Origin of the sequence: Halorussus litoreus, from assembly GCF_003382685.1 — an archaeon.
Taxonomy (GTDB): domain Archaea; phylum Halobacteriota; class Halobacteria; order Halobacteriales; family Haladaptataceae; genus Halorussus; species Halorussus litoreus.
The window spans coordinates 114,407-123,029 of record NZ_KZ859507.1; the positions used below are offsets into that span (position 1 = coordinate 114,407).

General features: G+C 67.7%; 6 protein-coding genes. 3 read left to right on the forward strand and 3 right to left on the reverse strand.

All coding sequences use genetic code 11. The features are described 5' to 3' along the window. Positions 1-707: 707 nt before the first annotated feature. Positions 708-1,235, forward strand: coding sequence for a DUF5805 domain-containing protein (locus DPQ64_RS03495; protein WP_115862968.1), 528 nt, complete (start codon positions 708-710; stop codon positions 1,233-1,235). Next, a complete protein-coding gene (locus tag DPQ64_RS03500; protein WP_115862969.1) occupies positions 1,225-2,310 on the forward strand; it encodes a tyrosine-type recombinase/integrase in 1,086 nt (361 codons plus the stop codon). Before DPQ64_RS03495 ends, DPQ64_RS03500 begins: the two co-directional genes overlap by 11 nt. Positions 2,311-2,422: 112 nt before the next feature. Here the strand turns inward: DPQ64_RS03500 and DPQ64_RS03505 are convergent, their stop codons facing one another. The 3 genes from DPQ64_RS03505 to DPQ64_RS03515 all read right to left on the reverse strand — a co-directional run bounded on the left by DPQ64_RS03505 (position 2,423) and on the right by DPQ64_RS03515 (position 7,277). Continuing rightward, positions 2,423-3,322 carry a hypothetical protein gene (locus DPQ64_RS03505; RefSeq protein WP_115862970.1) on the reverse strand — a complete coding sequence of 300 codons (900 nt, stop codon included), beginning with the start codon at positions 3,320-3,322 and terminating at the stop codon, positions 2,423-2,425. Positions 3,323-3,979: 657 nt separating this feature from the next. After that, on the reverse strand, positions 3,980-5,110 hold the full coding sequence (locus tag DPQ64_RS03510; RefSeq protein ID WP_115862971.1) for a sensor histidine kinase: 1,131 nt from the start codon (positions 5,108-5,110) through the stop codon (positions 3,980-3,982). Positions 5,111-5,120: 10 nt separating this feature from the next. Further along, complete coding sequence (locus tag DPQ64_RS03515; RefSeq protein WP_115862972.1) at positions 5,121-7,277, reverse strand: hypothetical protein; 2,157 nt, start codon at positions 7,275-7,277, stop codon at positions 5,121-5,123. A 118-nt stretch (positions 7,278-7,395) separates the two neighbouring features. Between DPQ64_RS03515 and DPQ64_RS03520 the strand changes: the two genes are divergently transcribed. Next, complete coding sequence (locus DPQ64_RS03520; RefSeq protein ID WP_115862973.1) at positions 7,396-8,376, forward strand: WD40/YVTN/BNR-like repeat-containing protein; 981 nt, start codon at positions 7,396-7,398, stop codon at positions 8,374-8,376. Positions 8,377-8,623 lie beyond the last annotated feature (247 nt).

Genomic DNA, 8,623 nt, shown 5'->3' on the forward strand with positions numbered 1-8,623 from the left:
CCCCCCCCCCCCCCCCCCCCCTCTCCGCCCCCCCCCCCCCCCCCCCCCCCCGGGCGGGGGGGGGGCCCGGGGCCCCGGGGGGGGGGCCCCCCGACCGCAGCCGCCGGACGGACGTATCGAGAATCGCGAACGTTCTCCAACGCCGAGAGCTTCGAGCGACGCGTTCACTCGGAGGGGTGCCGAGCAGATGAGGGCGATCCTCGCCAGCGGACTGTTCCAAGTGGTAACTGTGGAGTGCACCTTCCCCGCTGAACGGAAGCGCACTTCTCATCAGATCTGGGTCGCGGTAGTAACTACGATGTATGCAAGCCGCTGGTAATTCACTCGACAGAGTTTTCGGCTTCGTGGAGCTCCGGAACAGTTGGGGTCCTGCCATGTTAGCCCGGAATCGAGGGTATCGCGGAGGCCCGTTTCGAGGACGCTACCCCTGGGGTCGAAGGCGTCAGAACCGGCCTCCGCGACGACCCAAATCGAGGAACATTTTCAGCCGGATAGTTCCACTGAGTTGACTATTTTCGATACTCTACATCCTTCGGCATTCGGGAAGATTTTAGGCGCGAACGTAGTACCATATTCGGTGTTTTGTAGTCCTACGCAGACAGATAATCGGTCCAGGGCGGCGATTTCGTAGGACTCTCTTCGCGAATAAGATTGTTTATTCTGGAGAGTGGGATACTTTGATAACGGTGGGGTGAGTCGGGGCGAATATGTCCGCCGACGAGAACGTCGACGCGTCGCGGAAGACGGTCAAGACGTTCATCCCCGCCTACGAAAAAACCGAGTGGAAGCGACACGCCGACGAACTCGGCATGAGCCAGAGCGAGTTCGTCCGGACGATGGTCCAGGCCGGTCGCCGGGACTTCGAGATCGAAGGGAAAGTATCGGTCGGAGACGGGCCGGACGCCGCCACTGCGGACGGTGAGTCGTCGACCGGCAGTGCCACCGCCAGCGCCAACGTCGCTGAGGGCGGCGACAACCCTGCTGACACGGCCGAGAAGGACGGTACAGGCGGAGAAGGCGGTGCCGAGGGCAGTGGCGGCGACCTCCGCGAACACGTCCTCGCGGCGCTCTCGGACGCCGACCACCTCTCGTGGGACGAACTCGTCGAGCGGCTCACCAGCGACATCGAGGACCGACTCGAACAGGCCCTGCAGGAGCTTCAGGCCGACAATCGCGTGCAGTACAGCGGCCGTCACGGCGGGTACGCGCTGCTCGGAGGGAGCAATGGCGACTGAGCAGCGGCCCGGAGACGGCTCGGAAACTGGAGACGGGGAGAGCGACGACTCGGTCGCGTACTTCCTGCAGGACATGACCTACCACGGGAAGACCGAGCGCACCCGCGACGCCTACGAGCGCGTCCTCCGGGAGTTCGAGTCGTTCCTCGCGACGCCGACCGAGAACCCGATGGGCGTCGAGAAGCGCCCCGAGGAGGCGACCCGGCGGGACTGCATGGCGTGGATTCACGAACTTCGCGGTAGCGTCGCCGAGAGCACCGTCGCGACCTACGCCTCCTACCTCCACCGATTCTACGCCTACATGAATCAGGTCGGGGAGTTCGAGTCGAATCCGATGACGCTCGTGGTCGAGGAGATGGACGAGTCCATCGACACGAACCCGACCCGGCGGGACGTGCCGGTCGACGCGATGGCCGACTTCGTCGCCGGAATAACCCATCCCCTCGACCGCGCGATCGTCGTCACGCTGCTGAAGACCGGCATGCGGGCGGGCGAACTCTGCAACCTCGACCTGCGGGACCTCTCGCTGGCCGACCTCGACCGCGATGCTTGCACCCGGTTCGACGCCGACGTGCGCGTCCAACTCGACGGCAAGCGCGACTCCATCTACGTCTCGCCGGAGCCGACCGTCGGCGAGGCATACAACGGCGAGGAGCGCCCGGCCTCGAACAAGCGCAAGCGCGAGACCGTCGTTCCGGTCGACGACGAACTGGCGGCAGTGCTAAAGCGGTGGCTCGCGGTGCGACCGGACCCCATCTCCGAGGCCGAACCGCTGTTCGTGGCGACCCGCGAGAACTGGGGCCGGCGCATCACGCCCGACGTGGTCCACCACGTGGTGACGACCCACGCCGCCGAGCGCGGGTGGCATCGTCAGGGCGGGGACGCCGCCGAGAACGTGACGCCACACTACTTCCGGCACTTCTTCACGACCCACCTCCGGGATCGGACCGGCGACCGGGGAATCGTGAAGTACCTGCGCGGCGACGTGGCCGAGGACATCATCGACACGTACACCCACAACTGGGGTGATCGGGTGCGGGAGGTGTACGAGGCGAACGTGTACGAACTGCTGTGAGGCGTCCGGTGCCGAACTAATAAACTGTATGGCGCTATACCAACTTCCCGGCGGAGCAGTGCAACTCGGGGTCTCGCTAAACCGTCCTTAGCAGGACGCAGAACGCCGAAAATCAGTAGATCGCCATCGCGGTCTCGGTCTCCGCACGGGCGAACAGCTCCTTCACGTGGTCGGCGGTCGCGGTGGTCTCCTCGTAGTTCTCCATCAGCACCGTCTCGCTGGGGAACAGCTCCTCACCGACCACGAGCCCGTGGTCGCGCGCGGTCGACCCCGTCACGGTGAGGTAGACGCCAACTCCGGCGTCGGCGATGGCGGCTTCTTCCTCCTCGTCCTCGCCGGGGTAGCAGAAGTCGAGCGTGCTGGCGTTTCGCGTGCCGAGGACGGCCTCGACGAGGCGCTCGTAGCGCGGTGAGATACAGAGGTCGCCCTCGTAGTCGGTCAGAAACTCCCGGGTCGGCTGGCTACCTTTCGGGAGCGCGTCGGGCGTCGCCATCAGCGTGTGGTAGACGGTGTCGCCCATCCCCGCGACGACCCGAACGTCGGTGTCGTGGGGGTCGATGCGGGCGTTCACGTCGGCGATGCGGGTCAGCGGGTCTGGCCGCAATCCGACGACCTCCTCCAGCACGAGGTCGGCGCTGTCGAACCCGAGCGGGAAGTCGTGCTTGCGGAGCGCGCGGAACGGCTCCTCGCGGCCCACCAGCCGGAGGTCGACCTCGCCCGCGGGGACGGTCACGCTGTCGAAGACGATGCGGCGGGGCTTGCCCGCCCGGTCGTCCCGCAGCAGCGTGAAGTCCGGTTCGGTCGCGTCGCCGAGGTTGCTGTACTCGGCGAGTCGCTGGTAGACGTCGCCGTCCGGCGACTGGGTCCCCTTCGTGACGGCCTTCTCGTACCGCAGCGTCGAGATGATCTCGTCGGCGACCCCCTCGGCGTCCGTCTCCTCGGCCACGCGCTGGAGGACCGCCTCCAGCGGGCGGCCCTTGCGCGGCACCGCGACGGGAATCGTCTCGGTCATTACCCGCTCGAAGGACACCCGGGAGTAAACGCGTTCCGTTTCGGACAGCTTCTGCTCGCACGTTGCAAAGAATCGATATTTGGAATTGTATCGCTCGACTACCAGCGTGTCCGTAAATTCGTGATACGGACTGTGGAACCTGGCGCGCGCGAGCAACGCGTGCGAGGGACGAGCGAACGCAGTGAGCGAGGCGGCTGGGGAGGTCTGCGGTTGTGGCGACTCCTATGCTCAAGCAGTAGCTAGCTTCACTGTGTTCGTTCCTTCTATTCTGCACTCGTTGAAGCTAGCTACTGCCGAGGCATATGAGAACCGCACAGCACCGCAACCGCACCGCGAGAGCCTCGACCCTCCCCAGCCGCCTGCGCGTCTCGGTCACCGGCAGACGGTCCTGCTCGGCCTCCGGCCTGCGCGGGCTGGGACTGCCGTGCCCTTGGTCGCTTCGCTCCCGAGGACTCCGCTTCGCTCCTGCAGACCTCGCGCGGTTTGGCGCGACACGAGGGCGCGCCAGCACGCACCGGGGAGAAAGATAAACCAGCTTGCGCCGGGCAGAAAGCCAACCCAGCTTGTCCCGGTAGAGAAAACGAACCAGCGCACGTCGAATCGAAAGCACAATCGCACGAAAACAGTGCCACCTCAACGCGAACAGACGACCGCTACTCACACCTCGTCCACGTCGCGGAACTCGAAGCGCGCGCCGCCGTCCCAGCTCTCCGTCACCCGAATCTCCCAGTCGTGAGCCTCCGCGATGCGGCGCACGATGGCGAGGCCGAAGCCCGTCCCGTCCGGGCGAGTCGAGTAGCCGCCCTCGAAGATCTGCTCGCGGTCCTCGGGAGGGATGCCCTGCCCGTCGTCGGCGACGTAGAAGCCCCAGTCGGCCTCGCCCACGACGACCGTGTCGCCGCCCTCGTCCGCCGAGCCGTCGTCCGGCGACTGACTGCTCGCGAAATCATCACCCGCCGATTGACCGCTCGCGGAAGCGTGCTCGACCGAATTCCGGAACAGGTTCTCGAACAGCGAGCGGAGCCGTCGGTCGTCCGAGACGATGGTGAGTTCGGCCTCGACCCGGAGGTCCATCCCGCCAGTCTCGACCGTGGACCACGCCTCGGTCGCCACCTCGTCGAGGGGAACCGGTTGCGGGTCGGCGACCGTGTCGCCGCGCCGCGAGAGCGCGAGCACCTCCTCGATCAGGCGGTACATCCGCTCGTGAGCGCCCTCGACCGCCTCGAAGTGGCGGTCCTCGCCCGTCTCGCGCGCGAGTTCGAGGTGGCCCTGCGCGACGTTCATCGGGTTCCGGAGGTCGTGAGAGACGATGCCGGCGAACTCGTCGAGTCGGTTGCGCTGCTCGGCGAGTTCGGCGGTGCGCTGTTCGAGCCGGCCGTGATAGACCCCGAGCAGACCGCCGCCGAGCACGCCCACCGCAACCTTCGTCAGCACGATCGACGCGGGCTGGAACATCGACCCGCCCGCAATCGACTGGAGTAGCGAGGTCCAGCCCGCGAGCAATCCCATCACGACTCCGCCGGCGAGGCTCCAGACGAAGACGGCGTTCAGCAAGCTCGCCGGGAACGCCGCGGTCCGGAGCCAGCCGCCCAACGCCACGACGAACAGCGAGACGCCGATGGGCACCGCGAACTGGACGAAGCCCGCGAAGCCGAACTCGGTGCCGACCGCGAAGTACGCCAGCGACGCGAGAAACAGCGCGAGCCCGAGTCCGACGACTGACCAGCCCCTGAGAACAGCGTCGCGGGGCGGAGTCGGCGGCCCTGTAATCTCGGGCTCGGGGAACATAGTGGCCTCGTCAGTTTCCGAATACGTCGCTGATGCGGTCGCGCCACTCCTGGATGCCCGCGATCTCCTCGCGGATGTCGGTCACGTCGGCCTCGACGCTCTCGACGCGCGCGGTGAGGGTCTCCTCAAGCGCGTCGACGTCCTCGGACAGCGACCCCACCTGCCCGGACACCTCCTCGACCTGCTCGGACACCGTTTCGACCTCGGCGGCCGCGTCGGTCGCCTCGTCGAGATCCTCGCGGACCCCCTGCAGTTCCTCGGTCACGGAGTCGAGTTCGTCGCCGACCGCGGTCACGTCGTCGGTGTTCGCGCCGACGAGTTCCTCGAGTTCGTCGAGCCGGGTTTCGAGCGCGTCGGCGTCCGCCGAGAAGTCCGGCACGTCGTCGAGTTCGGCTTCGAGCGACTCGACCGATTCGCGAAGCTCCCCGACCGCCGACAGCTCGGCTTCGAGCTCGTCGAGGTCCTCGCGCACGTCGGATTCGAGGTCGGCGACCTCCTCACGAACCTCGCTGTCGATCTCGCGGAGGTCGGACTCCAGCTCATCGATATTCGCCTCCAACTGGTCGACCCCGTCGGCGAGACCATTCACGTCGTCCTCGACTGCTCCGATGTCGCCGTTCAGATCGTCCACGTCGTCCTCGACTGCTCCGATGTCGCCGTTCAGATCATCCACGTCGTCCTCGACCTCGCCGACGTCGGTCTCGATTTCGTCCACGTCCTCCGCCACGTCCACGAGGTCGTCGTCGAGGTCCGCGACCTGTTCGGTCGTCTCGTCGGTCTCCGTTCGGACGGCTTCGACCTCCGCCTCGAACGCGTCGACGTCCGCGCGGATGGCGTCGAGATCGGCCTCGAAGTCGGCGAGGATGTCGTCGGCAGCGCCGTTCTCGTCGATGAACGCCTCCAGCGCATCGGTGTACGCCGAAAGGTCCTCGACGCGCGACTGGAGGTGACGGATGCGAACGTCGGTGCTCTGGCGCGTCTCGACGTCGAGTTCGCGCTGGATGGCCTGCAGGTCGTCGTCCGAGACCTCCCCGGACCGGATCTCGTCGGCGAGCGCGGCCGCGACACTGCCGGGGCGCGGCGGAGAGGCTTCCGGCTCGGCGACCGCCGTCTCCGCGGCCGTCTCGGAAGGCGGCGTCGGGTCGGCGACCGCGTGGTCCTCGTCGTGGGTTTCCTCGTCACCGGTCGCGTCCTCCTCGGTGACAGTCTCCTCCTCCTTGGTGACCGTTTCCTCCTCGGTTGCCGACGCTTCTTCGTCGTCGAGGAAGCTGTCCTCGTCGGATTCGCCGAGCGCGTCGCCCTCGTCGGTCGCGAGCGGGTCGTCGGCCTCCCCGAGCAGATCGTCTTCGTCGGCAGCGGTCGCGTCCTCGTCGGATTCGTCGCTCAGGATTTCGGCGTCGTCCGCTCCGGCCGCGAGCGGGTCGTCCTCCTCGGCCGCGAGGGGATCGTCGCCTTCGTCGTCGGCAGCGAGCGGATCGCTATCCTCGCGGTCGCCCTCGTCGAGTCCGAGGTCCTCCTCGCCCGCGACGACGCCCCGGGCGAGCTGGCTGTCCTCCTCCGAGACGATGTCGGTGATGGTGTTGCCGTCCGGGCCGCCGACCTCGTCGCCGCGGTCGGGCGCGTCCACGGTGGTGTCGCCGGCATCCCCAGCGTCGTCGCCCGACAGCGGATCGTCGCCCTCGGCAGCCAGCGGGTCGTCTCCTTCAGCGGCGAGCGGGTCGTCGCCTCCGGCCGCGAGCGGGTCGGAATCGTCGGCGTCGGCGGTCAGCGGATCGGCGGTCGCGTCTCCCGCGCCGTCGACGGTGATCGGCGCGACCGCCTCGATGGTCGGCGAGCCGAGGAACGCGGCGGGGTCGTCGTCCTCGCCGAGCCGGATGCCGTACACGGTGACCAGTTCCTCGCCGGCGTCGAGTTCGCGCTCGAACTGAACCCGGTGGTCCTTGTACGCGGTCCAGTTGTCGTTCTCGTAGTCGGGATGGAACCCGACGTTGTCCATCGGGAACGACTCCGGAACGTCGTCGGACAGCCGGAGGCTCACGCGCTCGTCGCGCTCGGACCGGATCACGAGTTTGACGGCGGGTACCGCGAACTCCTCGCCCTCGAACGACTTCTCGACGACGACTCCGCTCTCGGTCGTCGTCACCACCTCGGTCATGCTATCGCTCATACGATTCACATCCAAGAACGGACTTATAAATCACACGCCCCTGCACCGTGAAACCCCACTCGGAGCTCGGTCCGAGCTCGGCCGTACTTATTAGACGGCGCTGGACATACCCTCGGCCATGCTACTCGCTGGAACCGAGGACGGCGTGTATCGTGCCGCAGGACCGCGATTCGACGACGCCGAGCAGGTGCTCGACTCCGACCGAGTCATGCGCGTCCGGCGGTTCGACGGGTGGGACGGCGTCTTCGCCGCGACGAAGTCCGGGCTGTTCCGCTCGACCGACGGCGTCTCGGCGAGCGAAGCGACCCGAGGCTCGTCAGACGCCACGTCTGACGGCGGTGACTCGTGGACCGACTTGGGCGTTCCGCGCGAGGAGGTGTACTCCGTACTGGGCGACCCCGCTGGCGAGCGCCTGTACGCGGGCACGCACCCCGCGAACCTGTACGTCTCCGAAGATGACGGAGAGACGTGGCAGGAGCTACGCAGCCTGCAGGAACTCCCGTCGCGCGAGGAGTGGTACACGCCGCGCCACCGCAACGAAGCTCACGTTCGGAGCCTCTGCGCGCACCCGGACGCGCCCGACCGCCTCGTCGTCGGCGTGGAGGTCGGCGGCGTCCACATCAGCGACGACAGAGGCGAGACGCTGACCGAGCGCCGCGACGGCCTTCACGACGACGTGCATCACGTCCTAATGGTCGGGCCGGACGAGTTCGTCGCCTCGACCGGAAACGGCCTCTACCGGACCCGCGACGCGGGCGAGCACTGGACGCGACTCGACGACGGCCTCGACCACCGCTACTTCCGAGCGGCGTTCGCCCACGACGGGACGCTCTACGCCGCGGCGGCCCGGTCGTCGCCGGGCACGTGGAGCGGCGAGCGCGGCGCGGACGCAGCGCTGTTCGAGTCCGGGGACGGCGGCGACAACTTCGAATCGGTCTCCTATCCCGGCGCGCCGGAGGAGGTCGTGCTGGCGTGGGCGGCCCACGACGGCGAGGTGGTCGCGGGCACGAACGACGGCGGCGTGATCGTCCGCGCCGGCGGCGAGTGGGTCGAGGCCGGTCGGATGCCCGCGGGAATCCGGTCGCTCTGCGCGCCGTAGATGGTTCTCGGCGTCCTAGACGATTCTGGCTCAGCCCTTTCGGGGTAGTCGGACTGGCGGTCACGAGGCGGGTGGCTCTGCAACCAATTTGGCGTGGCGTCGCCGCCGCGGCGGCGACGCCACGCCGGTCGGCTGCGCTGACTGACTCGCCAGCGACCTGCCCGCAACCGCGCGAGGCGTCCAGCCGGGTTTCGTCCCGCCCTCGTATTTCAACGTTTGGACGACTTCCCAACCTGCTGGCGCGCGG

Coding starts and splice junctions, on each gene's coding strand:
- DPQ64_RS03495 (WP_115862968.1), top strand. CDS start 708: ATGTCCGCCGACGAGAACGTCGACGCGTCGCGGAAGACGGTCAAGACG.
- DPQ64_RS03500 (WP_115862969.1), top strand. CDS start 1,225: ATGGCGACTGAGCAGCGGCCCGGAGACGGCTCGGAAACTGGAGACGGG.
- DPQ64_RS03505 (WP_115862970.1), bottom strand. CDS start 3,322: ATGACCGAGACGATTCCCGTCGCGGTGCCGCGCAAGGGCCGCCCGCTG.
- DPQ64_RS03510 (WP_115862971.1), bottom strand. CDS start 5,110: ATGTTCCCCGAGCCCGAGATTACAGGGCCGCCGACTCCGCCCCGCGAC.
- DPQ64_RS03515 (WP_115862972.1), bottom strand. CDS start 7,277: ATGAGCGATAGCATGACCGAGGTGGTGACGACGACCGAGAGCGGAGTC.
- DPQ64_RS03520 (WP_115862973.1), top strand. CDS start 7,396: ATGCTACTCGCTGGAACCGAGGACGGCGTGTATCGTGCCGCAGGACCG.